This is a genomic window from Mesorhizobium sp. ORM8.1 (assembly GCF_053005525.2).
Genome location: NZ_CM132600.1, coordinates 3,511,458 through 3,535,651, shown reverse-complemented (window position 1 = coordinate 3,535,651; position 24,194 = coordinate 3,511,458). Strand labels below are relative to the sequence as shown.

Below are 24,194 nucleotides of genomic sequence, written 5' to 3'. Positions count from 1 at the left end.
TTTCACTACTTCGTGGTTTCGGCCGCCTTGAGGTCCAGCAGCCCATAGCCGAAGTCATTGTCGCGGCCCTTCGGGCCGAGATCCTTGGCCGTGGCGGCCAGCGCCTTCTCGATGTCGTCGGCCGAACGTTCGGGCGCGGCATGGATCAGATTGGCGATGGCGCCGCTGACGATCGCCGCCGCGAAGGAAGTGCCTGTCACCACGTCGGAGCCGGCGCCGCTCGGCGCCACCATCTCGACGCCCGGCGCCGAGATGAAGACATAAGCGCCGCGATTGGCCTGCGGCATCAACCCGTCCCTGGCGTCGGTGGCGGTCACCGCGATGACGCCGTCGAAGGCGGCCGGATAGCCATAGGGCGCCTTCGGCCCGTTGTTGCCGGCGGCGGCGACCAGCACGATGCCCAGCGCGCGCGCGTTGCGGCAGGCAGTGCCGAGCAGATCGTTCTCCGGGCCGACGAAGCTCATATTGATAATGCGCACGTCCTGTTCCGCCGCCCAGTCGAGTGCCGAGAGGATGACATCCATGGTTGACTTGCCGCCTTCAAAGGCGCGCGTGATAGATCCTGGCGCCCGGCGCCATGCCTTCCAGCGGCCCGACGCCGGCGATCAGCCCATCGACCGAGGTGCCGTGATCGCGCTTTACGATCGGCACGTTCGGCATGGCGTCGAACTGTTGGGCGATAACGCCGGCGAGCGCCGGATTGGTGGCGTCGATGCCGGTGTCGATAACGGCGACGCGCACATCCTCGCCGCTCGCTTGGCTGGCGTCGAGCGTGATGCGGTCGAAGGCGTAGTTCACGATGCCGGCAGCCTGCTGCAGCGTGTAGATATGGTTGGGCTCGCGCCGTTGCACGCGGCCGTCGGCAGCAAGCTGCGCCAGCACGACGCCGACCGGACGCCCGTCGGTGATGCCGAAGCGCACCAGCGTGGTGCCGAGCAGCCGCGACTGGCGTTGCGCGCGCACCTGCAGGCCGAAGGAATTTGCAATCTGCTGGACAGTGCCAGCGTCGCCATCGACGGTCACCAGCACCTCGTCGGGCACGAACTCGCCGCTGATCGCGCGCGCCGGCTCGGCCAGGTTGAGACCTTGCGGCACGGTGACGGGCCCGCTCGGCGTCGGCGCGGGTGTCGGCGTGCTGGTATTGCCGTTGGATGACGATGTCCCGTTGGACGGCGGTGGTGTCTGCGGGGTCGCGCCCGCCGGCGGGTTCGGGAAAAGATCGACGATCAGCGCTGGCAGCGACACTGCGCTACCTGTGGCGTTGCCGGCGCCCGTTGTCCCACCGCCATTCTTGGTACCGCCGTTCTTGTCGCAGCCAGCACCCGCCGCGGTCGTACGGTTCAGGCAGTCGACCTGCGTCTGGGTCAGGTTCGGATCGTTGGTCTGCGCAAAGCGGGCGCGGCGACAAAGGCCGCCGCGAGGAGTGCCGCATGAAGAATGACCGCCTTAGCCGCCATCAACCGGTTTCCTTCCCTGGATCACAGTATCCGCGAAAGGTTGGGCGGCAACAAGGCCAACCAATTTGTCGTAATCGGCCGCGTCGTTGGCCGGAATGGTCACATGGAAGACGCCGTCGGCGGTCGGCCCGCTGGCGATCTTCAACCCGTTCTGGCCAAGGAAGGCTGCGATGTCCGACATCTTCGCATCCGGCTTGAACTTGACCAGGGCGAAAGGCAGCTTCGCCAGATCGTCCTGCGAGCCGGCGACCTCGAAGTCGTTGCCCTTGCCGCCTGGACGCTCGAAGGATTGCACCAGGACGAGCGCCAGCAGCACTGCCGCCGCGGCCCAGGCGACGCCGGCGGGCATCGCCGTCAGCCGGCCGAGCGCCTTGGCAAGCCAGGACTGGCCGGCCGGCGCGCGCCGGGCCGGCTTCGGCGTCGAGCGCCTTGGTGAAGCGCGAGAGCGCATCGGCGGGCGGGCGGATTGCTTCATTGGCCGCCGCCGTGCCGGAGAATTCCGCTTCTGCCTCGCCAAGCGCGGCAAGCGCTGCCGGATCGGAAGCCAGCCATTCCTCGACGGCTTCCAACTCGGCGCCTTCCAGCGAGCCGTTCAGGTAGAACGGCAGCAGCGTTTCCATCTCGTCGCGGCGCGACATCTTTTCAGCGGCGCTCATGGCCACCCCCTGTCGTAACCGGCGGCTTTCAGGGCCTCGCCGAGTTTCTTGCGGGCGTAGAACATCCGGGTTTTGACGGTGGCGACCGGGATGTCGAGCACCTCGCCGATCTCGGTCACCGACTGGCCATGGTAATAGGCAAGGTCGATCACCACGCGGTGTTCTTCCGGCAAGGCGTTGATCATGCGGCGCAAGGCGGCGGCCTTGTCTTCCTTCATGGTGACGACTTCCGGCGTGTCGGCGCCATCCGCGATCTCGGCGGCATCATTGTCGTCGATCCAGTCTTCCTTCTTCTTGCGCAATGAGGACAGCGCCTTGAAGCGGGCGATGCCGAGCAGCCATGTCGAGACTTCAGAGCGGCCCTCGAAGCCGGGGGCTTGCTTCCACAGCTCGAGAAAGACCTCGTTTGCGATATCGTCGGCCATCATTTCCGATCCAGTCTGGCGCGCCACGAAGCGGTAGACCCGCGCGTGGTGACGCATGAACAGGAGCCGAACGGCGGCCCGGTCGCCCTTCGCGACCCGGTCGACGAGCACGCGATCGGTTTCGGTCGCCGCGTTCATGGCCGGTCGAGCCGCCTGGCTCCTCGTAGCTCTGTCGCTGATCGGTTCAAAAAGGTTCATCCTCCGCCAAGGAATTTTCGGAGGCTAACCGAAGAAAGCGGAGGTTGCCAGTACCCGGGCTTCAGCCCAAAAACGGCTTCGCCTTCATCGTCTCGGGTATCGCTACGCCAAGCCGGCTCAGCACCGTGGGCGCCAGCTGCAACTGGTCGAGCAGCGTATCGGCCTGCGGTCCTTTTGCCGGGCCGAAATAGTAGAGAGCGAAATCCTGCATCTCCTCGTCATGGCCGCCATGATGGCCGCGGTCGGTCTGGCCGTGATCGGCGGTGACGATCACTTCGTAGCCGGCCTGGCGCCATTGCGGCAGGAAGGCCGCCAGCATGGCGTCCATGGCGTAGCAGGCATAGTCCATCTCGTGGCAATCATGGCCGAAGCGATGGCCCATCGAATCCAGCGTGCAGGTGTGCAGGATGCCATAGTCGATGCCGTGGCGCTTCGTCAGCATGGTCAGCGTCGCGAACAGGTCGACGTCGCTCGGCGTCATCTGGTTCTTGAGATTGTAACCGGTCATGGTGTGGAAACGGCCATGCGTGATCGGCCCTTCCGGATCGTCGAACTCCATGTCCTCGACAAGGTCGAACGGAAAGCTGCGGAAGAATTCCGACCAGTAGGAATGGGTGACCGCGCCGGTCCTGCCACCGGCTTTGCTGACCTCCGAGAAGATATCCGGCTGGGTGACGCGAAAGCGGTTCTCGTTGGAAAGGATGCCGTGCACCTGCGGCGTGACTCCAGTGTGGATCGAGGCATAGCAGCAGGCCGAGGTCGACGGCAGCACGGAGCGCATCTTCCACACCTGCGCCTCGCCGGACTGCGCCCAGCCTTCGAGATTGCCCATCAGCCGGCGCCAGTTCCTGTAAGGCACGCCGTCGAGGATGAAGAGCAGCAGTTTGGAGTTGAGCGCCACGGCAGGTTCCTGTGATTGTCCTTCGAAAACAGAAGCGCCGCGTGTCGCGCGGACACGCGGCGCTTCCTTGAATTAGCTCGATATCAGGCGTTGAGCCAGCACTCGCTGAGCGCGTAGCCGTCCATCATCTCGCCATTCGGGTTCTTTACCCAGCCGCTGACCTTCTTGGTGTTGGAGGCATCGACGAACTGGTTGAAGAACGGCACGATCAGGCCGCCTTCGTCGCGCATCAGCATCGCCATGTCGCGGTAGATCGCCTTGCGCTTGGCCTGGTCGAGCTCGCCGCGCGCTGTATAGAGCATCTTGTCGAATTCGGGCCGCTTGAAACGGGTGTCGTTCCAGTCTGCGGTTGACAGATAGCCGGTGGAGTACATCTGGTCCTGCGTCGGCCGGCCGCCCCAGTAGGAGAGCGAGAAGGGCTGCTTGTTCCAGACTTCCGACCAGTAGCCGTCACCCGGCTCCCGCTTGATCTCGATTTTGATGCCGGCCTTGGCGCAGCTCTGCTGGTAAAGCTGGGCGGCATCGACCGCGCCGGGGAAGGCGACGTCGGACGTGCGCAGCAGGATCGAGCCGCTATGGCCGGACTTCTTGTAAGCCGCGGCGGCCTTTTCAGGATCGAATTTGCGCTGCTCGATGTCGGAGGAGAACAGCGGATAGGCTTCGTTGATCGGGAAGTCGTTGCCGACCGAGCCGTAGCCGCGCAGGATTTTCTCGACCATTTCGTCGCGATCCATGGCGAGCTTCAGCGCCATCCTGAGGTCGTTGTTGTCGAACGGCGCGGTGTCGCAGAACATGTTGAACGGATAGTAGCCGCGTCCGGCGACGTTCTCGATGCTGACGCCCGGCATGCGCTTGACCAGGTCGACCACTTTCGGCTCGACGCGGTTGATGAGGTGCACCTGGCCGCCCTGCAGCGCAGCAAGCCGGGCCGTCGGATCGTTGATAACTATGATTTCGATCTGGTCGGCATGGCCGGCCTTGTCGCCGCGCCAGTAATTGGCGAAGCGTTCGCCGCCATGCTTCACACCGGGCTGGTTGACGGTGACCTTGTAAGGTCCGGCGCTGATGCCGGCATTCGGATTGTCCTTGCCGCCATTCGGCTGGATGACGAGGTGGTAATCGGCCATCAGATAGGGGAAGTCGGCATCGGCGTCGCCGAGGGTGACAACCACTTCCTTGCCGCTGGCCTTGATGCCCTTGATGTTCTTCAAGACACCGAGCGCGCCGGACTTCGATTTCTCGTCGGCGTGGCGCTCGAGCGTGGCGGCGACGTCTTCGGCGGTTACCGACTTGCCATTGTGGAACTCGATGCCGTCGCGCACCTTGATCGTCCAGGTCTTGGCGTCGGCGGCGGCGCCGATCTCCTGCGCGATCAGGTTTTCGACACCGCCATCCGGCGTCAGGCGGACAAGGAATTCGCCCCACTGCTTGCAGAAGCTGTAGGTCACCTGGCTGAGGTTCAGCGCCGGGTCGAGACTGTTGGTCGATTCACCGCCCTGCAGGCCGGCCTTGATGATACCGCCTTTGACGGGGGTTGCGGCAAAAGCCTTGCCGGCAAGCGTCGTCGCCAGCGCCGCCGACACGCCAAGTGCGGCCGCGCGGCCGAGGAAATCGCGGCGTGATATCCTGCCTTTGCCGGCGAGTATGGCGAGATGGTCGAGTTCCGTCTGCATTGTCCTGCCCCCTTTTTCGAGATTGATTTGGCGCGAGCCCTACCCGCCCGCGCCATTCTTTCCCGCTCCGCATTGCAGCCGCATGACAGCGGCTGCCCGTGGGGCCGACTTTAATGAGCTAATTTCCGGCGCTCGCCATGCGCCGGCCCTTGATCGCCTTCTCCAGCCAGCCGATCTCCATCTCGGGCACGGAGGACAGGAGCAGGTCGGTGTAGTCGTCGAAGGGCGGAGCCAGCACCTGGCTCTTCGAGCCATAGCGCACCACCTCGCCGCGATACATGACGGCGATGGAATCGGCGATCGACTTCACCGTCGCCAGGTCATGGGTGATGAACAGATAGGCGACATTTTCGATCTGCTGCAGGTTGAGCAGCAGTTTCAGGATGCCATGGGCGACCAGTGGATCGAGGGCCGACGTCACCTCGTCGCAGATGATCAGTTTCGGCTTGGCGGCAAGCGATCGAGCGATGCAGACGCGCTGCTTCTGGCCGCCGGATAGCTCGGCGGGATAGCGATCGACAAAACCCTTGCCCATCTCGATCTCTTCCAGCAATTCGGCGACACGCTTGTCGCGCTCGCGTCCTCTTATGCCGAAATAAAACTCCAGCGGCCGGCCGATGATGGTGCCCACCGTCTGGCGCGGGTTCATCGCCACATCCGCCATCTGGTAAATCATCTGCAACTGGCGCAGATCCTCCTTCGGCCGGTCGGCCAGCCTGTTGGCGAGCGGCCTGCCGTCGAAGGTGACGGTGCCTTCTTCCGGCGGCAAAAGCCCGGTGATGGCGCGCGCCAGCGTCGATTTGCCGGAGCCGCTCTCGCCGACGACGGCCAGCGTCTGCCCCGGATAGATGTCGACCGAGACGTTCTTCAACACCTTGACGTTGCCGCCGCCATAAGCGGCGGTGACGTTCTTCACCGACAGGAACGGCGTCGCGCCTGGCTGCTTTTCCTGATGCTCGATCTCGTGCACCGAGACCAGCGCGTTGGTGTATTCTTGGCGCGGCTCCTTGATGATCTGGCGCGTGCCGCCCCATTCGACCAGCCGGCCGTGACGCAGCACCATGATCTCGTCCGACACCTGCGCGACGACGGCAAGGTCGTGGGTGATGTACAAAGCCGCGACATGCGTGTCCTTGATGGCGTCCTTGATCGCCGCCAGCACGTCGATCTGCGTCGTCACGTCGAGCGCCGTGGTCGGTTCGTCGAAGACGATCAGGTCAGGCTCCGAGCAGAGCGCCATCGCCGTCATCACGCGCTGCAGCTGGCCGCCGGAGACCTGGTGCGGATAGCGCTCGCCGATCGTTTCCGGATTGGGCAGGCTGAGTTTCTTGAACAGCGCCACGGCCCGCTTCTCGGCCTCGGCACGGCTGGCGGTGCCATGCAGCAGGGTGGCCTCGACCACCTGGTCGATCAGCTTGTGCGCCGGGTTGAAGGCGGCCGCAGCCGACTGCGCGACGTAGCAGACCTCGCGACCGCGCAGCGCCCGCACGCCCTTAGCGCCGGCTTTCAGGATATCGCGGCCGTTGAGGATCACCTCGCCGCCAGTGATGCGCACGCCGCCACGGCCATAGGCCATCGACGACAGGCCGATGGTCGATTTGCCGGCGCCGGATTCACCGATGAGGCCGAGCACCTTGCCCTTTTCCAGCGTCAGCGAGACGTCGTGGACCAGCGTGATCGTCTTCGGCGCCTCGCCCGGCGGATAGACGGTCGCCTCGATGCGCAGATTGCGGATATCGAGGAGACGGCCCGGCTCTGCATGCCCCGACTTTACCCGTCCGGATTTTGCCTGATCAGCCATCAGCCGCGTCCTCCCTTTAGGCTCGTCGTGCGGTTTAGCACCCAGTCGGCAACCAGATTGACCGAGATGGCCAGCACGGCGATCGCGGCGGCTGGAATAAGTGCTGCCGGGATGCCGAAGACGATGCCGTCCTTGTTTTCCTTGACCATGCCGCCCCAATCCGAATCCGGTGGCTGCACGCCGAGGCCAAGGAAGGACAGCGCCGACAGGAACAGCACAGCGAAGATGAAGCGCACGCCGAGTTCGGCGACCAGCGGCGACAACGCGTTGGGCAGGATCTCGCGGAAGATGATCCACACCTTGCCTTCGCCGCGCAATTTCGCTGCTTCGACGAAGTCCATGACGTTGATGTCGACCGCGACCGCCCGCGACAGCCGGTAGACGCGCGTCGAATCGAGGATGCCCATGACGAGGATCAAGGTCAGCGCGTTGGTCGGCAGCACCGAGAGCACGACCAGGCCGAAGATCAGCGTCGGGATCGACATCAGAAGATCGACGAAGCGCGACATCAGCGTGTCGAACCAACCGCCGAACACCGCCGCCGTGAAGCCGAGGATCGAGCCCAGCGAGAAGGACAGCGCCGTCGCCAGCACCGCGATCTCCATGGTGATGCGGGCGCCATAGATCATGCGCGAGATGAGGTCGCGGCCGAGGTTGTCGGTGCCCAGCCAATGGGCGGCCGACATCGGCTCCCACACGTCGCCGACGATCTCGCCATTGCCGTGTGGGGCGATCCAGGGCGCGAAGATGGCGCAGAACGCGAAGAAGCCGGTCAGGATAAGCCCGACCCAGGCGGTTATCGGGATTTGTCTAAGCGCCATTCGCCTCAGTTCCCCCTCTGGTGGTTCTGTATCCGGCCATCACTTCGGATGCCCCCGTCACTTCGGATGCCCCCGTCACTTCGGATGCCTAAGTCTCGGATTGGCCAGGATGGCGGCAATGTCCGCGATAATGTTGAGCGTGATGTAGACCGCGGCGAAGATCAGGCCGACCGCCTGCACCACCGGCACGTCCCGCTTGGCGACATGGTCGACGAGATACTGCCCCATGCCCGGGTAGACGAAGATCACCTCGACCACGACGACACCGACGATGAGATAGGCGAGGTTGAGCATGACGACGTTGACCACCGGCGCGATCGCATTCGGGAAGGCATGCTTGCGGATGATGTCGAAGGCCCTCAGCCCCTTCAGCTCCGCCGTCTCGATATAGGCCGATTGCATGACGTTGAGGATCGCCGCGCGCGTCATGCGCATCATGTGGGCAAGCACCACAAGCGTCAGCGCGGTCGCCGGCAGCACCACGGCTTGCAGCCTCTCGAGGAACGGTGTCGAATCGTCCACCGTCGAGATGCTCGGGAAGATCTGCCATTTCACGGCGAAGAAATAGATCAGCACATAGCCGATGAAGAATTCCGGGAACGAGGTCGAGGCCAGCGCCAGGCCGGAGATCAGCTTGTCGACAAAGCCGTTGCGGTAGCGCACGGCAATCAGGCCGAGGATGATCGCCAGCGGCACCGCCACGATTGCGGCGCATGCGGCGAGAAACAACGTGTTCTTCAGCCGGGTGCCGATCGAGGCGGCGATATCGAGCCCGCTCGATTGCGCCGTGCCGAAGTCGCCATGCAGAATGCCCCAGAGCCAGTGTACATAGCGCAGCCAGGCCGGATCGTTGAGGCCGAGCTGCTCGCGCAGGTTCGCCAGTGCTTCGGGCGTCGCCGACTGGCCGAGGATCGCCTGCGCGACGTCGCCAGGCAGGATTTGCGTGCCGGCGAAGATCAGCACCGAGACGGCCAGCAAAAGAACTAGGCCCAGCAGCACGCGCTGAGCGATCAATCTCAGGATCGGAGACGACATCGGCAACCTGCAATGGTGAAGAAGGTACGCCCGCCTTTCAAGCGGGTCATGAAACAGGAAAGGGCCGGCTTGCGCCAGCCCTCGCCTTATCCTTCATCAGGCAGCCAGCCAGCACTCGATCAGGGCGTGGCCGTTGCTCAGTTCCTGCGCCGGGTTGTCGACCCAGCCTTCGACGCCCTTGCCGGTCGCGTCTACGAACTGGTTGAAGAACGGCACGATCAGGCCGCCCTGGTCGCGCATGATCTCGCCCATGTCGCGGTAGATCTTCTTGCGCTTGGCTTCGTCGAGCTCGCCGCGCGCCGCCAGCACCATCTTGTCGAAATCCGGATGCTTCCAGCGGGTGTCGTTCCAGTCGGCGGTCGACAGATATGCCGTCGAATACATCTGGTCCTGCGTCGGGCGCCCGCCCCAGTAAGAGAGCGAGAAGGGCTGCTTGTTCCAGACTTCCGTCCAGTAGCCGTCGCCGGGCTCGCGCTTGATCTCGATCTTGATGCCGGCCTTGGCCGCGCTCTGCTGGTAAAGCTGAGCTGCGTCGACCGCGCCAGGGAAGGCGACGTCGGAGGTGCGCAGAAGGATAGAGCCGCTATGGCCGGACTTCTTGTAGGCGGCGCCCGCTTTATCCGGATCGAACTTGCGCTGCTCGAAATCATTCGCAAACAGCGGATAGGCGGCGTTGACCGGCATGTCGTTGCCGACCGAACCATAGCCGCGCAGGATCTTCTGCAGCATCTCCTCGCGGTCCATGGCGAGCTTCAGCGCCATCCGTAGATCGTTGTTGTCGAAGGGTGCGGTGTCGCAGAACATGTTGAACGGATAGAAGCCGCGGCCCGAAGCGGCGCGAATGGTGACGCCGGGCAGCCGCTTGACCAGGTCGACGATCTTCGGCTCGACGCGGTTGATCATGTTCACCTGGCCGCCCTGAAGGGCCGCCATGCGGGCGGTCGGGTCGTTGACGACGATGATTTCGACCTGGTCGGCATGGCCGTATTTGTCCGGCTGCCAGTAATTGGCGAAACGCTCGGCGCCGTGCTTCACGCCGGGCTGGTTGGTGGTGACCTTGTAGGGACCGGTGCCGATGCCGGCGTCGGGCTTGTCCATGCCGCCGTTCGGCTGGATGATCAGGTGATAGTCCGCCATCAGATAGGGCAGGTCGGCGTTCGGATCCTTGAGCGCGATCACGACATTGCCGCCATCGACCTTGATGGTGTCGATGCTCTTCAGGACGCCGAGCGCGCCGGACTTCGACTTCTCGTCGCTATGGCGCTTCAGCGTCGCCGCCACGTCGTCGGCGCTCACTTCCTTGCCGTTGTGGAACTGGACGCCCTTGCGGATCTTCATCGTCCAGGTCTTGGCGTCCTTCGAGCTGCCGATCTCCTCGGCGATCAGATATTCGATGCCGCCGCCCGGCGCGAGCTCGACCAGCGTTTCGCCCCAGCACTTGCCGAAAGCGAACGGAACCTGGCTTAGGAAGGTCGCCGGGTCGAGGCTGTTGGTGGATTCACCACCCTGCAGGCCGGCCTTCAGCGTGCCGCCCTTGACAGGACCGGCAGCGCGCACGGCGCTGGACAGCAGCGAGTTGGCAAATGTGGCGGTGACGCCGAGCGCCGCGGCGCGGCCGAGGAAGTCGCGACGGCTAAGCTTCCCAGCGGCGACACGTCGGCTGAGATAGTCGAGTTCGTTAGACATTATGGTTCCTCACTCTGATGGTGCGACCTTATGGTCGTTTTTTGTTCGTTATTACCGAAGTGATATTGACCGGAAGCCAAAGCCGTAAGCAAGACCGATTGCGACATGCCGTGGCGTAAATCGCACGTCGCAACTGGACCAGTCGATTTGGAATCAGAGAACGGCGCGGGGGACCCGGTCTTCGAAATTGCGCTCGAAAACCAGCGTTTCGCCTTCATAGGCTTCGATTCTGGCGCTGACGATGAAATTTTGCGCGTCCGAGCGCATTTCCGCCGTTGTCTCGGTACGCACCGACCATTCGTTTCGCGACAAGGTCTGTGTCCAATGCGTTTTTCCCGACGCTGACAAAGGATTGTCAGGATGGATCGTCCAGGTTTCACGCGCGATGCTGCCATTGGCTAGGCCATGGGCAAGATCGCGCACCTCGCCGAAATCATCCACTATGGACAGCGTGACGAGCCCGGTCTTCTCGTCGCGGTCGATATGCCGTTCGGAGTTGGTCGGCCTGATCGTTTCGGTTGCCCAGGGCGCGGCGCCTTCCGGTTCGGCGAAGGAAACCTCGTCGCCTTGCGCGAGCGGCCGCAGCGGCAGCGTGAGCGTCGCCTTTGACAAGTCGAGCGTCACCGGCTCCGGCGAAGGCCAGATCATCGGCCAGTAGGCGGTCGAGATGGCGATGCGAAGCTTGTGGCCGGCCGGCACCCGGTAGGCGCACTGATCGAGCACCACGCGCGCCGAGACGATCTCGCCCGGCGCCAGCGGTTGCGGGAACTCATGCGAATTGCGGTGGGTAAGGTTGAGCACGCCGTAGGAGATCAGCTCCGAGGCGCCGTCAGGGTGCACGTCGCACAGACGCACCGCGATGTTGGCTTGAGGCCGGTCGGAGGCCAGCCGAACCTCCAGTTCCGGCGCGCCGACAATGTCGATTGCATCGTCGAGCACGGGCTGGTCGAAGCATACCGACAGCGCGTCGTCGGAGCGCTGGTCGCCCGGCAATTCCGGACCGAAGGTGAAGGGAAAATACTCGCCGCCGGCCAGCCCACAGGTCTGCGGCGAAGCCACGATCGCCGGCCTGGCGCCGGCTGAAAAGAGATCGATGGCATTGACCGTGATGTTGGGAGACGGCCATTCCTGCTCGGCCACCCAGCGCCCTGGCCGTTCGGGATGCCAGCGCGCCGGCCGCACGCTGTCCATGACATAGGCGCGGTAGGCCGGGTCGGCCTCGACGCCGGTTTTCGTACCCTTCAGCCAGCGATCCCACCAGCGCAGCGCTTCCTGCAGGAAGCCGATGGCCGGACTGGGGCCTGCATAGTGCGGATATTTATGGATCCACGGGCCGACGATGCCTTTGACCGGCGACTGGATGCTGGTGACGAGATTGGAAATCGTGTTGCGGTAGCCGTCATGCCAGCCGCCGATCGACAGCACGGCCGCCTTGACGGCGGAAAAATCCTCGCAGATCGAGCCGCGCTTCCAATAGGCGTCGCGATGCTGGTGGCTCAGCCAGAGCGGCAAGAGGAAGGCCTGGTTCTCCAGCCGGCTCAGCCACAGATCGCGCCAGCGGTTTCCGCCGGCAATCAGCGGATCCGGCGGCCGCGACGAATAGGACAGCATCGTCGAGGCCCAGCCGAAATTCTCGAGCAGCAAGCAGCCGCCCTTGTAGTGGATGTCGTCGGCATAGCGGTCGACGGTCGAGCACAGGCTGATCACCGCTTTCAGCGCCGGCGGCTGTTTGGCCGCCACCTGCAGGCAGTTGAAGCCGCCCCAGGAAATGCCCATCATGCCGACATTGCCGTTGCACCAGGGCTGCGACGCCGCCCAGGCGATGACGTCGCAAGCGTCCTGCAATTCCTGCTCGGAATATTCGTCGTCCATCAGCCCTTCGGAATCGCCGTTGCCGCGCATGTCGACGCGGATCGAGGCATAGCCGTGGCCGGCGAAATAGGGATGGGTGAGCTGGTCGCGAAAAATGGTGCCGTCGCGCTTGCGGTAGGGCAGGTGTTCGAGGATCGCCGGCACCGGATCGTCGCCCGCATCCTCCGGCATCCAGACGCGCGCCGACAGCCGGCAGCCGTCCGGCATGACGATGCCCATGTCGGGAAATTCGACGACCTTGCGGGGAAATTCGGTGACGGTTTTCATGGCGCGCATAACGCTCTGTGGCGTGGCGACTTTCAATCGCCATTCGCGACTGGAGCATCAAAAAATGCGACCTGGGCCGCTAACGCAATTCATCCAGAAGTTCGGGATGCTTTTCGAGCAACGTCATCAGCTGAATGGTCGGGCCGCTTGGTTCGATCAGGCCCCGTTCATATTTGTCGAAGGCATTCTCGCCGACTTTGAACAGGGAGCCGGCCTCGCGCTGCGACAGTTTGAGCTTCGTGCGCATGCGCCGGATGGTTTCTGGCGCCGGCACACCATCGACTTTTTCCTTGAGACTGCGAAGAGCCGCATCGGTGGCAACCATATCGTCTCCCACATGCACACCTTCGCCCTCCGAAGCCGGATAGTAACCCGGCAGGTCGACGGTCATGCTCTCGCCCTTGTAGGTCACCGTAAACGGACGAACCCCGCGCCTCAGGGTCTCTCCTGTCTCGGGGGAGATCATGGGTTCACTGGTTTCTTTTGCCGCCATATCATTTCTCCTTGAATGCCATGATCGTAAAATCAGTCACAACATCCGCCTGGAATTTCACATAGAGAACGACATCGCGTGCTGGCACGTAGTAGACGTCCTGCCAGACCCGATGGTCCGCGAAAGTCGTCATCGATTTCACGAACATCTTGCGTGTCATACCGCCGATCACTTCAACAATGCTGGCGCGATCGAAGCCGAGACCGAGAGCGTCGCGCTGCGCGGATGTTGTGATCGCCAGCGTGTCTACAGACCCGAACGTCGTCTTGATCGCGCGCAAGATCGTAAGTAGGTCTGCGTTTCTCCATGCCTCAATATGCCACCATAAAGGGGGCAATTCAAGGCGGATCAGATCAACGGTCCGAAAGTCAGTTCAACGGAATGTCGTTCTCGGCCTTGCTGTCCTGGTAGACGCCGGAAAGCTCGTCGTAGCGCGCGGAAATCTCACCGATCCGTGCCTCCAGCCGCTTGCGCTCGGCCTCGGGCAAAGCCCGCACCAGCCGCCGGATCGAAAAGCTCTTCCAATAGGCGTTTTCGGCATTGTAGCCGCCGGGGTCGAGGGTGAAGACCTCTTTCAGGATCTTCAAATCATGCGGGATGGCGAAACTGTCGCGCGAATCCTCGTGGCTGAACAGGTAGTAGAAATTGTCGAAGCCGGTCCAGGTGATCGCCGACAGGCAGAGCGAACAGGGTTCGTGCGTGGCGATGAAAAGCGCGTCCTTGGTGTCGACACGCTCGGCCTTGGGCATTTCATAAAAACGCTTCAGGCAGTGCACTTCGCCGTGCCAGAGCGGGTTTTCCATCTCGTTGTTGGTCTCGGCCAGCACCAGCGAGCGGTCGTTCTTGCGCAGGATCGCGGCGCCGAACAGCTTGTTGCCATGGGCTACGCCTTGCGCCGTCTTCGGCACGATGTCGTGCTCGATGACGTCGAGCAGGCGGTCGATCAGTGAGATATCGGTCATGATGAAAATCGCAAAGGGTCAGGGAAGGTGGATTTCGTAGGGATGCGAGAAATGAAATTCCTCGAGATTGGAACCGTCGCCGGCGCGGTCGACGATGAGGAAATCCTGCGCCTCGCCGATCGGTGTCAGCACGCCGTGCCAGAGGTTCCTGCGGTAGTTGATGCCTTGCCCTGGCGACGTGATGAAAGCGTGCGGCTCGCCGGGGCCGTCCTTGGCGTCGTGGCAGACGACGACGAGGAAGGGACGCTGCGACAGCGGGACGAAGGCCTGGCTGCCGAAAGGATGGCGCTCGACCATGGTCAGCCTCAGCGGCAGCTCATAGGGCGTGCCGCGCACCATCGAGATCAGCACGCGCGCGTTAGGCCCGGTAGCCTCGGCGGTGGCGAGATCGTGGTGGCGCATCGCCCTGCCGCCATTGATCGGGTAACGATTGTCGCCGCCCATATCGATGACGTCGCCGAATGGCGCGAAGCTCTCACGGGTCAGCGGCTGGGCGATGATGCGGGTCACCGCGCGTGGCCCCCGAGATAGCCGCCAAGCCTGGCGTGGCGGTTGACGTCCTTATAGAGCAGATAGCGGAATTTGCCGGGGCCGCCGGCATAGCAGGCTTGCGGGCAGAAGGCGCGCAGCCACATGAAGTCGCCGGCCTCGACCTCGACCCAGTCCCGGTTGAGCCGGTATACAGCCTTGCCTTCCAGCACATAGAGCCCGTGCTCCATGACGTGGGTCTCCGCGAACGGGATCACCGCGCCCGGCTCCAGCGTCACGATGGTGACGTGCATGTCGTGGCGCATATCGGCCGGGTCGACGAAGCGCGTCGTCGCCCAGCGGCCTTCGGTGCCCGGCATCGGCGACGGCGCCACCTCGTGGTCGCTCGAGAAGAAGGCTTCCGGCGCGTCGAGGCCGTCGACGGCCTCATAGGCCTTGCGCACCCAGTGGAAGCGGACGGCGGCCCTGCTCTCGTTGTGTACAGTCCAGCCGCTTGCCGGCGGCAGGAAGGCAAAGCCGCCAGCCGCAAGCACATGCTTTTTGCCGGCCAACGAAACCGTCAGCTCGCCCTCGACGACAAACAGCACGCCCTCGGCGCTGGCGTCGAGTTCCGGCCGGTCGCTGCCACCGCCAGGCAGGACCTCGACGATATATTGCGAAAACGTCTCGGCGAAGCCCGACAACGGCCTTGCGATGATCCAGGCCCTGGTGTCGTCCCAGAACGGCAGCGGGCTGGTGACGATGTCCTGCATCACCCCTTTCGGAATGATGGCATAGGCCTCGGTGAAGACGGCGCGGCCGGTCAATAGCTCGTTCTGTCCGGGATGGCCGCCTTGCGGCGCGTAATAGGTTCGCTCGGGCGTCTTGATCATATCCATGGGGTCCTGACCCTCGAAAACATTACAATGGGAGCATGTCTTTCAGCCGAAGCAGCGCGATGCGCTCGACCTGTTTGCAGGCGGTGTCGAATTCGGTGCCGCGGCTGTTGCCGATGCGCGCCTCGAACTCCGCCAGGATCTCGTCCTTGCTCTTGCCCTTGACCGCGATGATGAAGGGAAAGCCGAAGGTGGTGACATAAGCGGCATTGAGCTTGGAAAACAGTTCGCGCTCCTTGTCGGTCAGCGCATCGAGGCCGGCGGAGGCCTGTTCCTTGGCCGAGTCCGGCGTCAGCCGCTTGGCCTTGGCCAGCTTGCCGGCAAGGTCTGGGTGGGCGTTGAGCACCGAAAGCCGCTCGGCGTCCGTCGCCGAACGGAAGACGCGGCAGAGCGCATTGTGCAGGCCGACGGCAGTGTCATGCGCGGGGCCAAGCTCCAGTTCATAGGCGCGCTCGGCGATCCAGGGCGAATGCTCGAACACGCCGCCGAAAGCATGCACGAACGCTTCGAACTCCATCCGAGACGGGCGCAGCGCCGGCGCCTGGTAGGGATGCGTCTCGCGCCAGTGCTTGGCGATGTCGATGCGCCGTGTCAGCCACACCTTGTCATGCGACTTCACATAGTCGATGAAGCGCTTTAGCGCCGCCACACGGCCGGGGCGGCCGACCAACCGGCAATGCAGGCCGATATTCATCATGCGCGGCCGGCCGTCTCGGCCTTCCGCGTAGAGCGTGTCGAAGCTGTCTTTCAGATAGGCGAAGAACTGGTCGCCCGAATTGAAGCCTTGCGGCGTCGCAAAACGCATGTCGTTGGCGTCGAGCGTGTAGGGGATGATGAGCTGCGGCTTTTCCAGCCCGTCGCGGTCGAACCAATAGGGCAGTTCGTCGTCATAAGTGTCGGAGACGTAGTCGAAGCCGCCTTCCTCGGCGACGAGGCGCACCGTGTTGATCGAGGTGCGGCCGGTATACCAACCGGTCGGCCGCGCGCCCGTCACCTCGTAGTGCAGCTTGATCGCCGCATCCAGGTCGCGCCTCTCGTCCTCGGGCGTATGGTCGCGGTAGTCGATCCACCGCAATCCGTGCGAGGCCATCTCCCAGCCGGCCTCCTGCATGGCGGCCACCTGGTCGGGCGAGCGCGCCAGCGCGGTTGCCACGCCGTAGCACGTTACCGGCACCTGGGCTTCGGTGAACAGCCGGTAAAGCCGCCAGAAGCCGGCCCGGGCGCCATATTCGTAGATCGATTCCATGTTCCAGTGGCGCTGGCCGACCCAGGGCGCGGCACCGACGATCTCGGACAGGAAGGCTTCGGAAGCTTTGTCGCCGTGCAACACGCAGTTCTCGCCGCCTTCCTCGTAGTTGACGACGAATTGCACCGCGACATGCGCGCTGCCCGGCCATTTCGGGTCAGGCGGATTGGCCCCGTAACCGCGCATATCCCTGTCGTAACGCATTGCCACTCCTGCCCAAGGGTTGAAACCAAGATATCGAAAGGAGTGCGCACGCATTCCCCTCAAAATTTTTGAAAGTGCTTTTTGCCGCACTCCGCTCGACCTGGGCTTATGCATCGCCTTTAATTGGCGCACAATTGAGCAGAAAATGTCGAACGGTACCGGCCAATCGATTTTACGGGAAATGGGAGGCGGCCAGTGGCAGAAACGTCGAAAGCCGATGGCGGGCGCCTGACCACCCATGTGCTCGACACCGCGACCGGCCGGCCGGCGAAGGGCCTGTCGATCGAGCTGTTCCGTATCGAGCGCCAGAACCGCACGCACATCAAGACCGTGACCACCAATGATGACGGCCGCTGCGACGCGCCGCTGCTGGCCGGCGCCGATTTCCATACCGGCGAATATGAGCTGGTCTTCGCCGCCGGCGATTATCTGCGCGGGCAAGGCATCAGCCTGCCGCAGCCGGCGTTCCTCGACATCGTGCCGATCCGCTTCGGCATGGCGGAGCAACGCCACTATCACGTGCCGCTCTTGATTTCGCCTTACGGCTACTCGACCTATCGGGGGAGCTGAGCCATGGCTAAGATCAAGATACGCAACGAAATCCGCTTTATCCTGAACGGCAGCGATGTCGCGCTGACCGAAATCGCGCCTGATGCCACGTTGCTCGACTGGCTGCGGCTCAACCGGACGCTGCGCGGTACTAAGGAAGGTTGCGCCGAGGGCGATTGCGGTGCCTGCACGGTGCTGGTCGGCAAGCTTTCCGCCGACGGCCTTGTCTATGAAAGCGTCAATGCCTGCATCCGCTTCATGGGCTCGCTCGACGGCACCCATGTCGTCACCGTCGAGCATCTGCGCGGCGATGGCGAAAAACTGCATCCGGTGCAGCAGGCGATGGTCGATTTCCACGGCTCGCAATGCGGCTTCTGCACGCCGGGCTTCGTCATGTCGCTCTATGGCCTGTGGATGAAGACGCCCAATCCGTCGAACGCCGCCATCGAGAAGGCGCTGCAGGGCACTCTGCCGCTGCACCGGCTATGCGGCGATCATGCGCGCCGCACACGCCATTTCGAGCTACGGTATGGCGGCCAAGGATCCGCTGGCGGTCGAGCGCAAGGAGATCACCGCGCGGCTGGAAGCCATGCATGACGGCGCACGGGTCGAGATCGGTTCGGCCAAGAAGCGCCTGATCGTGCCAGCCAGCGCCGACGATTTCGCCGCTATACTGGAAAGAGAGCCGACCGCCACCATCGTTGCCGGCTCGACCGATGTCGGCCTGTGGGTCACCAAGCAGATGCGCGACATCTCGCCGGCGATCTTCATCGGCGGCCTCGAAGGCCTGCGCTTCCTGTCCGAGGCCGACAGCGTGATCACGATCGGCGCCGGCGTCACCTACACCGAGGCTTTCGAGACGCTGTCCAAGCGCATCCCTGCTTTGGGTCCGCTGGTCGATCGCATCGGCGGCGAGCAGGTGCGCAACATGGGAACGATCGGCGGCAACGTCGCCAATGGCTCGCCGATCGGCGACACGCCGCCGCCGCTGATCGCGCTCGGCGCGCGAGTGACGTTGCGCAAGGGCAAGGCGCGCCGCACCATCCCGCTCGAAACCTTCTTCATCGCCTACGGCAAGCAGGACCGGCAGCCCGGCGAATTCGTCGAGGCGGTCCATGTGCCGGTGCCGGCAAAAGAAACGAAGTTCGCCGTCTACAAGGTCACCAAGCGCCGCGACGAGGACATCACCGCGACGCTCGGCGCCTTCAACCTGAGCCTGGCCAAGGATGGCACGGTTGCCGACATCCGCATCGCCTATGGCGGCATGGCGGCGACGCCGAAGCGCGCCGCTGCCGTCGAGAAGGCGCTCACCGGCAAGCCGTGGACGGAAGCGACCGTGGAGGCCGCAATGGCCGAATACGTCAATGATTTCTCGCCGCTGACCGACATGCGGGCGACGGCCGAATACCGGGCGCTGGCGGCGAAGAACCTTTGCTGCGCTTCTATGTCGAAACCACTGGAACGAAGGCGCCGTTCCAGGTATCGCGTGACGAGGCGGCCTGATGAACAAGCACGCCAGCCCGAACCCCAACGCAGAAAAGATCGTCGGCGGCGTCGCCACCGACCAGCGGCATGATTCCGCGCACAAGCATGTCAGTGGCACCGCCGTCTATATCGACGACATGCCCGAGCCCGCCGGCACGCTGCATGTCGGGCTTGGCCTGTCGAAGATCGCGCATGGCGTCCTGAAAAGCGTCGACCTGTCGGCGGTGCGGTCAGCGCTCGGCGTCGTCGACGTGCTGACCTATGCCGACGTGCCCGGCGACAACGATGTGTCGCCGAGCGGCATGCATGACGATCCGGTGCTGGCCGAAGGCAAGGTGCAGTTCCATGGCCAGCCGATCTTCGCGGTGATCGCCGAGACGCGCGAAGCCGCGCGCCGCGCTGCCCGGCTGGCCAAGATCGAGTATGACGAACTTCCGGCCATCCTTGGCATCTGGCCGCTCGATCCGATCAAGGACAGGCTGGTCACCACGCCGTTGACCTTGCGCCGTGGCGACCCCGATGCCGCGATCGCAGCGGCGCCCCGTCGGGTCAAAGGGCGCATGAGGCTCGGCGGACAGGACCACTTCTATCTTGAGGGCCAGGTGTCGTTGGCGATGCCGGGCGAAGACGACGAGGTCATCGTCTATTGCTCGACCCAGGGGCCGAGCGAGACCCAGCACCTCGTCTCCCATGTGCTCGGCGTGCCCAGCCACGCTGTGACGGTCGAGGTCCGGCGCATGGGCGGCGGCTTCGGCGGCAAGGAAACCCAGGCCAACCAGTGCGCGGCGATCGCCGCCATCGCGGCCAAGAAGCTGAAACGTGCGGTCAAGGTCAGGCTCGACCGTGATGAGGACATGACCGCCACGGGCAAGCGGCACGACTTTGCCATCGACTATGAGGTCGGCTTCGACGACGAGGGCAATATCCTCGGCGTCGACTTCATGTTCGCACTCAATGCCGGCTTCTCGGCCGACCTGTCGGGCCCGGTCGGCGACCGCGCGCTGTTCCATTGCGACAACGCGTATTTCTATCCGAATGTCCACGCCAAGTCGGCGCCGCTCTACACCAATACCGTCTCCAACACTGCCTTCCGCGGCTTCGGCGGCCCGCAAGGCATGGTCGGCGCCGAGCGCGTCATCGACGAGGTGGCCTTCGCCGTCGGCAAGGATTCTGCTCGAAATCCGCAAGCTGAATTTCTACGATCCGATGGAGGCGATCGGCGAGCGCAACGTCACGCCCTATCATCAGAAGGTCGAGGACTGCATCATCCAGCGCATCGTCGCCGACCTCGAGGAAAGCGCCAACTATGCCCGGCGGCGGCGCGAAATAAGGGCCTTCAACGCCAATAGCCGGTTCATCAAGCGCGGCCTGGCGCTGACGCCGGTCAAATTCGGCATCTCCTTCACCAAGACCGAGTCCAATCAGGCTGGCGCGCTGGTTCATGTCTATGCCGATGGCTCCGTGCACATGAACCACGGCGGCACCGAAATGGGCCAGGGCTTGCACCTCAAGGTGGCGCAGGTCGTAGCCGAAGAATTCCAGATCGATCTCGCCAGGGTCAAGATCACCGCTACCACCACCGCCAAGGTGCCCAACACGGCGCCGACAGCGGCGTCTTCGGGCGCCGATCTCAATGGCATGGCGGCGCAGGATGCGGCGCGGCAGATCCGCAAGCGCCTCACCGATTTCGCGGCCGGGAAATATCAGGTGCCGGTCGATCAGGTGGTGTTCCTGCCCAACCGCGTCCGCATCGGCAACCAGGAGGTTTCCTTCAACGATCTGGTCAGACAGGCCTTTGTTGCACGCGTGCAACTTTCCGCCGCTGGCTTCTACAAGACGCCGAAGATCCATTGGGACCGCAGCAAGGGGCAGGGCCACGCCTTCTACTATTACGCCTATGGCGCGGCCTGCGCCGAAGTGTCGGTCGACACGCTGACCGGCGAATATGTCGTCGAGCGCGCCGACATCCTGCACGATTGCGGCCGTTCGCTGAACAAGGCGATCGATATCGGCCAGGTCGAAGGCGGCTTCATCCAGGGCATGGGTTGGCTGACCACGGAGGAACTCTGGTGGGACGACAAGGGCCGGCTGCGCACCCACGCGCCGTCGACCTACAAGATCCCGCTGGCGTCCGACCGGCCGAAGATTTTCAACGTGGCGTTGACCGACTGGTCGCAGGCCTACGAGCCGACCATCCATCGTTCCAAGGCAGTCGGCGAGCCGCCGCTGCCGCACGGCATGGCGGTGCTGCACGCGCTGTCCGACGCGGTGGCAAGCGTTGCCGACCACAAGATCTGCCCGCGTCTCGACGCGCCGGCGACACCGGAGCGAGTGCTGATGGCGATCGAACGGTTGAAACGGGAAGCCGCGAAATCGGCCTGAAGGGGCCAAAACGTGCAATTCGGGGCGCGAAACGCTATATTTCCAAGCGCATGACCCCGAAATCGGCATCGATTTCGGAAAGGATCATGCGTCAAGCAGGCGCAAATGCAGACGATGAACTCGAAAGTGCAAGGTCTGAAGGAATTTCTCGGCCATCCTGGCCGGATCGCGCTTGTCGAAGTCGCGGCGACGAAAGGGTCGACACCACGCGAGGCCGGCGCTTTCATGCTTGTCTCCCTATCGTCGATTTTCGGCACCATCGGCGGTGGCCAGCTCGAATACATGGCGATCGACAAGGCGCGACAGCTCATCTCCCCCTTGAGGGGGAGATGGCCGCGAAGCGGTCAGAGGGGGTCCTCTCAGAAGGCACCGCCAAGGCGTCGAGTCCGGTCGAACCGACCCCACCCGGCGGCTTCGCCGCCACCCTCCCCTCAAGGGGGAGGGAAGCCCGCATCGAGGTCGATGAAGTTTGCGCCACGCTCGATATTCCGCTTGGACCGGAAATCGGCCAGTGCTGCGGCGGCCGCGTCGAGGTTCTGATCCGGATCATCGACAGGACAATCGAACAGAGGCTGATCGCCGAAGCCGAATCGGAAGAGGCGCATCGGCCTCATGTCTATGTATTCGGCGGCGGCCATGTCGGCCAGGCGCTGGCCGCGTCGCTGGCGCTGCTGCCGGTTCATGCTGTCGTCATCGAGACCCGCGCCGAGGCGCTGGAAGGCATGCCGGACACGGTTGAGACGAGGCTGACGCCGATGCCCGAAGCCGAGGTGCGCAAAGCACCCGCCGGCAGCGCTTTCGCCATCCTTACGCATGACCACGCTCTTGATTTCCTGATCGTTGCCGAAGCGTTGAAGCGTGACGATACCGCCTATGTCGGCATGATCGGCTCCAGGACCAAGAAGGCGACGTTCAAGAGCTGGTTCCTGAAATCCGCCGAGGGCAGCGAGGCGGAGTTCGACCGTCTCGTCTCGCCGATCGGCGGCAATGCCGTGAAGGACAAGCGTCCGCCGGTGATCGCGGCACTGGCCGCCGCGGAGATCATGACGGCGCTGGTCTCGCATTCCGCCGAGGCGTCCGGGGCAGTTACCTCCAAAGGGCGATGGCCGTCTGATCGAACGGCCACCGCCGGCTAAACTATTCCTTTTCCTGCGTATGCGCTTCGAGGAACCACAACAGCTTGTCGAGCGAGCGCGAATAGGCGGTGAAGATGTCGGCGGTGTCGGCGTCGCCGGCATCGGCCGCCTCGTCGATCGCTTCGCGCGTCAGCTTGGCGGCCGCGGCATAGCGGTCGATCAGCGCCGCCAGATGGTCCTTGGTCTTGTGGATGTCGGTCGGATAGGGCTTCAGCTTGGCAGACTTCGACACTTCCTGCGATGTGCCACGCGCGGTGCCGCCAAGCTGCACGGCGCGCTCGGCGACGATGTCGACATGGCCGTCGATCTCCTCGCGGAATTCGTCGAGCATCCCGTGGATGGCGATGAACTGCGGTCCCTTGACGTTCCAGTGCGCCTGCTTGGTGATCAGCGCCAGATCGATGGCGTCGGCGAGCCTGGCGTTGAGCAGATCGATCGATTCCTTCTTGGCGTCTGATTTCAGGTCGTTCTTGGTGACGATGGCGTCCATGGTCGGCTCCTGTCGCGGTTGCCCGCCCGATGAAAAATAGGGGATGAAACTCGAACAGCGGCCTCGCCCTCGCGCGGCCGCCTTTGCCAAAACGGCGTTGGGGCGGGATTCGTTCCGCACTGAATGCGAACGGGCCGCGTCATCCGCGCTGCCTGTCGGCTATGAATGACGCTCACAGCTGCTCATCGCTTTCGTCATTTCCCAAATCGCTCGGGACCGTGTTTTCTGCGCGCTGGCAAAACCGAGGCAGGGCCCGATGGACGTGTTGAGAATTGCAGCGTTTTCCGATGGCGATAAGGGTGGCAACCCGGCCGGCGTGGTGATCGGCGAGGCCTTGCCTGATGCCGCCGAAATGCAGCGTATCGCCGCCGAGGTCGGCTTTTCCGAAACCGCCTTCGCCGCGCCGGAGGGCGAGAACTGGCGCGTCCGCTATTTTTCGCCGGAATCGGAAGTGCCGTTCTGCGGCCATGCCACCATCGCGCTTGGCGCAGCGCTTGTCAGGCAGTTCGGCGACGGTGTTTTCCCGCTTACCCTCAACAAGGCCAGCATCACGGTCGAAGGGTTTCGCGACGGCGCCAATGTCGCCGCCGCGCTGCAGTCGCCGCCGACGCGCAGCCGGCCGGCGCCACCGGAGCTGGTCGCTGAAGTGCTGGCGCTGTTCGGCTACCAGGCGGACGATCTCGACCCGGCCATCCCGCCCGCCTTGATCCATGGCGGCGCCGACCATCTGGTGCTGGCGCTGAAGTCACGCGAGGCGCTGGCCGCCATGCAGTATGACCTGAGGCAAGGCCAGGCGTTGATGCGCCGCGAGGGGCTGGTGACGATCCTGCTTGCCTATGCCGAAACGCCGCGTCTGTTCCACACCCGCAATCCGTTCGCCTCGGGCGGTGTCTACGAAGATCCGGCGACGGGTGCCGCGACAGCGGCCTTTGCCGGCTATCTGCGCGATCTCGGTTGGCCGTATGGCGGCTCGATCGACATCGTGCAAGGCGAGGACATGGGCACGCGCTCGCGGCTCCACGCCGACATCCCGCCGGCGCCCGGCAGCTCGATCAGGGTATCCGGAACCGCCAGATTGATGGACTGAGCCG

At 63.8% G+C, this 24,194-nt stretch carries 17 protein-coding genes and 6 pseudogenes; 6 read left to right on the top strand and 17 right to left on the bottom strand.

Annotated features, from left to right (window positions below; all coding sequences use genetic code 11):
• Window positions 1–5: 5 nt before the first annotated feature.
• The 16 genes and pseudogenes from ACVDG8_RS17715 to puuE all read right to left on the bottom strand — a co-directional run bounded on the left by ACVDG8_RS17715 (window position 6) and on the right by puuE (window position 17,061).
• Window positions 6–1,368, bottom strand: a pseudogene (locus ACVDG8_RS17715) (S8 family serine peptidase).
• 78 nt (window positions 1,369–1,446) lie between these two features.
• Window positions 1,447–2,113 (bottom strand): annotated as a pseudogene (locus ACVDG8_RS17710) (anti-sigma factor).
• On the bottom strand, window positions 2,110–2,676 hold the full coding sequence (locus ACVDG8_RS17705; protein ID WP_447255818.1) for a sigma-70 family RNA polymerase sigma factor: 567 nt from the start codon (window positions 2,674–2,676) through the stop codon (window positions 2,110–2,112). Before ACVDG8_RS17705 ends, ACVDG8_RS17710 begins: the two are co-directional and overlap by 4 nt.
• Before the next feature lie 121 nt (window positions 2,677–2,797).
• On the bottom strand, window positions 2,798–3,637 hold the full coding sequence (locus ACVDG8_RS17700) for an alkaline phosphatase family protein (RefSeq protein WP_447257375.1): 840 nt from the start codon (window positions 3,635–3,637) through the stop codon (window positions 2,798–2,800).
• A gap of 83 nt (window positions 3,638–3,720) precedes the next feature.
• On the bottom strand, window positions 3,721–5,310 hold the full coding sequence (locus ACVDG8_RS17695) for an ABC transporter substrate-binding protein (RefSeq protein ID WP_447255817.1): 1,590 nt from the start codon (window positions 5,308–5,310) through the stop codon (window positions 3,721–3,723).
• 118 nt (window positions 5,311–5,428) lie between these two features.
• Window positions 5,429–7,111, bottom strand: a complete 1,683-nt coding sequence (locus ACVDG8_RS17690; protein WP_447255816.1) for an ABC transporter ATP-binding protein — start codon at window positions 7,109–7,111, stop codon at window positions 5,429–5,431.
• Entirely contained in the window at window positions 7,111–7,932 is an 822-nt protein-coding gene (locus ACVDG8_RS17685) for an ABC transporter permease (protein ID WP_371008395.1), read from the bottom strand. Before ACVDG8_RS17685 ends, ACVDG8_RS17690 begins: the two co-directional genes overlap by 1 nt.
• 75 nt (window positions 7,933–8,007) lie before the next feature.
• A complete protein-coding gene (locus ACVDG8_RS17680) occupies window positions 8,008–8,967 on the bottom strand; it encodes an ABC transporter permease (protein ID WP_447255815.1) in 960 nt (319 codons plus the stop codon).
• Window positions 8,968–9,063: 96 nt separating this feature from the next.
• Window positions 9,064–10,653, bottom strand: coding sequence for an ABC transporter substrate-binding protein (locus ACVDG8_RS17675; RefSeq protein WP_447255814.1), 1,590 nt, complete (start codon window positions 10,651–10,653; stop codon window positions 9,064–9,066).
• 153 nt (window positions 10,654–10,806) lie between these two features.
• A complete protein-coding gene (locus tag ACVDG8_RS17670; protein ID WP_447257374.1) occupies window positions 10,807–12,792 on the bottom strand; it encodes a CocE/NonD family hydrolase in 1,986 nt (661 codons plus the stop codon).
• A gap of 79 nt (window positions 12,793–12,871) precedes the next feature.
• Window positions 12,872–13,285: a type II toxin-antitoxin system MqsA family antitoxin gene (locus tag ACVDG8_RS17665; RefSeq protein ID WP_455707805.1), complete on the bottom strand. Its 414-nt coding sequence runs from the start codon at window positions 13,283–13,285 to the stop codon at window positions 12,872–12,874.
• A gap of 1 nt (window position 13,286) precedes the next feature.
• The gene (locus ACVDG8_RS17660) at window positions 13,287–13,565 is read right to left on the bottom strand and encodes a type II toxin-antitoxin system MqsR family toxin (protein WP_447255812.1); all 279 of its coding nucleotides are present in this window, start codon (window positions 13,563–13,565) and stop codon (window positions 13,287–13,289) included.
• An 88-nt stretch (window positions 13,566–13,653) separates the two neighbouring features.
• Window positions 13,654–14,247: a nucleoside deaminase gene (locus tag ACVDG8_RS17655; protein ID WP_447255811.1), complete on the bottom strand. Its 594-nt coding sequence runs from the start codon at window positions 14,245–14,247 to the stop codon at window positions 13,654–13,656.
• A gap of 18 nt (window positions 14,248–14,265) precedes the next feature.
• The gene (locus ACVDG8_RS17650; RefSeq protein WP_447255810.1) at window positions 14,266–14,757 is read right to left on the bottom strand and encodes an ureidoglycolate lyase; all 492 of its coding nucleotides are present in this window, start codon (window positions 14,755–14,757) and stop codon (window positions 14,266–14,268) included.
• Entirely contained in the window at window positions 14,754–15,614 is an 861-nt protein-coding gene (locus ACVDG8_RS17645) for a bifunctional allantoicase/(S)-ureidoglycine aminohydrolase (RefSeq protein WP_447255809.1), read from the bottom strand. Before ACVDG8_RS17645 ends, ACVDG8_RS17650 begins: the two co-directional genes overlap by 4 nt.
• Before the next feature lie 22 nt (window positions 15,615–15,636).
• Window positions 15,637–17,061: an allantoinase PuuE gene (gene puuE / locus ACVDG8_RS17640; RefSeq protein WP_447255808.1), complete on the bottom strand. Its 1,425-nt coding sequence runs from the start codon at window positions 17,059–17,061 to the stop codon at window positions 15,637–15,639.
• Window positions 17,062–17,256: 195 nt separating this feature from the next.
• Between puuE and uraH the strand changes: the two genes are divergently transcribed.
• From uraH to xdhC, 5 genes and pseudogenes are all read left to right on the top strand, one after another.
• Window positions 17,257–17,631 (top strand): hydroxyisourate hydrolase, encoded by a 375-nt coding sequence (gene uraH / locus ACVDG8_RS17635; protein WP_447255807.1) that lies wholly within the window; start codon window positions 17,257–17,259, stop codon window positions 17,629–17,631.
• Between the two features lie 3 nt (window positions 17,632–17,634).
• Window positions 17,635–19,113, top strand: a pseudogene (gene xdhA, locus ACVDG8_RS17630) (xanthine dehydrogenase small subunit).
• Window positions 19,113–21,477: pseudogene (gene xdhB / locus ACVDG8_RS17625) on the top strand (xanthine dehydrogenase molybdopterin binding subunit). The pseudogenes xdhA and xdhB overlap by 1 nt, the downstream one beginning before the upstream one ends.
• Before the next feature lie 105 nt (window positions 21,478–21,582).
• Window positions 21,583–21,732: pseudogene (locus ACVDG8_RS17620) on the top strand (XdhC family protein); the annotation flags it as partial.
• A pseudogene (gene xdhC, locus ACVDG8_RS17615) lies at window positions 21,717–22,613 on the top strand (xanthine dehydrogenase accessory protein XdhC); the annotation flags it as partial. The pseudogenes ACVDG8_RS17620 and xdhC, both read left to right, overlap by 16 nt.
• A 1-nt stretch (window position 22,614) precedes the next feature.
• Here xdhC and dps read toward each other — a convergent pair.
• Window positions 22,615–23,103: a DNA starvation/stationary phase protection protein Dps gene (dps, locus tag ACVDG8_RS17610; RefSeq protein WP_447255805.1), complete on the bottom strand. Its 489-nt coding sequence runs from the start codon at window positions 23,101–23,103 to the stop codon at window positions 22,615–22,617.
• 256 nt (window positions 23,104–23,359) lie between these two features.
• Here dps and ACVDG8_RS17605 point away from each other — a divergent pair, with 256 nt between their 5' ends.
• Window positions 23,360–24,190 (top strand): PhzF family phenazine biosynthesis protein, encoded by an 831-nt coding sequence (locus tag ACVDG8_RS17605; RefSeq protein WP_447255804.1) that lies wholly within the window; start codon window positions 23,360–23,362, stop codon window positions 24,188–24,190.
• The last annotated feature ends 4 nt before the right edge of the window (window positions 24,191–24,194 follow it).

Coding starts and splice junctions, on each gene's coding strand:
- ACVDG8_RS17670 (WP_447257374.1), bottom strand. CDS start 12,792: ATGAAAACCGTCACCGAATTTCCCCGCAAGGTCGTCGAATTTCCCGAC.
- dps (WP_447255805.1), bottom strand. CDS start 23,103: ATGGACGCCATCGTCACCAAGAACGACCTGAAATCAGACGCCAAGAAG.
- ACVDG8_RS17665 (WP_455707805.1), bottom strand. CDS start 13,285: ATGGCGGCAAAAGAAACCAGTGAACCCATGATCTCCCCCGAGACAGGA.
- ACVDG8_RS17605 (WP_447255804.1), top strand. CDS start 23,360: ATGGACGTGTTGAGAATTGCAGCGTTTTCCGATGGCGATAAGGGTGGC.
- ACVDG8_RS17705 (WP_447255818.1), bottom strand. CDS start 2,676: ATGAACGCGGCGACCGAAACCGATCGCGTGCTCGTCGACCGGGTCGCG.
- ACVDG8_RS17645 (WP_447255809.1), bottom strand. CDS start 15,614: ATGGATATGATCAAGACGCCCGAGCGAACCTATTACGCGCCGCAAGGC.
- ACVDG8_RS17685 (WP_371008395.1), bottom strand. CDS start 7,932: ATGGCGCTTAGACAAATCCCGATAACCGCCTGGGTCGGGCTTATCCTG.
- ACVDG8_RS17695 (WP_447255817.1), bottom strand. CDS start 5,310: ATGCAGACGGAACTCGACCATCTCGCCATACTCGCCGGCAAAGGCAGG.
- ACVDG8_RS17690 (WP_447255816.1), bottom strand. CDS start 7,111: ATGGCTGATCAGGCAAAATCCGGACGGGTAAAGTCGGGGCATGCAGAG.
- ACVDG8_RS17680 (WP_447255815.1), bottom strand. CDS start 8,967: ATGTCGTCTCCGATCCTGAGATTGATCGCTCAGCGCGTGCTGCTGGGC.
- puuE (WP_447255808.1), bottom strand. CDS start 17,061: ATGCGTTACGACAGGGATATGCGCGGTTACGGGGCCAATCCGCCTGAC.
- ACVDG8_RS17655 (WP_447255811.1), bottom strand. CDS start 14,247: ATGACCGATATCTCACTGATCGACCGCCTGCTCGACGTCATCGAGCAC.
- ACVDG8_RS17675 (WP_447255814.1), bottom strand. CDS start 10,653: ATGTCTAACGAACTCGACTATCTCAGCCGACGTGTCGCCGCTGGGAAG.